This is a genomic window from Pseudomonas sp. SIMBA_041 (assembly GCF_046535095.1).
GTDB lineage: Bacteria > Pseudomonadota > Gammaproteobacteria > Pseudomonadales > Pseudomonadaceae > Aquipseudomonas > Aquipseudomonas mucoides.
This window is the reverse complement of the sequence record NZ_JAWRXJ010000163.1, coordinates 1-295: the sequence shown is the minus strand read 5'-3', so window position 1 is coordinate 295 and position 295 is coordinate 1. Positions and strand designations below refer to the sequence as shown.

General features: G+C 64.4%; 1 pseudogene. It reads right to left on the bottom strand.

What is annotated here, in order from left to right:
- Nucleotides 1-295: pseudogene (locus tag SB725_RS30685) on the bottom strand (FAH family protein); the annotation flags it as partial.

The window sequence follows — 295 nt, the reverse complement described above, 5'->3', positions numbered from 1 at the left end:
CGGTCGCCGGGGCGCGTGCGTACACCGTCGGCAAAGGACAGGGCGGCGGTGCCGAAGTCGTGCACATGGACGTCGCCGGGACGCAGGAACTGCGCGTACTTGAAGTGGTGGTATTCGAGGTTGGCCAGGCTATGGCACATGTTGTCCTCACCGCTGAGGAAGGCCTTTTCCCAGATCACCTGGCCGTCGCGACGAATCCGGCTGATGCCGTCCAGGTGGCGGGGCAGTTCACCCACCCGCAGTTCGGGGCCGAACGAGCAGCTACGCAGCTTGGAGTGAGCCAGGTAAAGGTAGT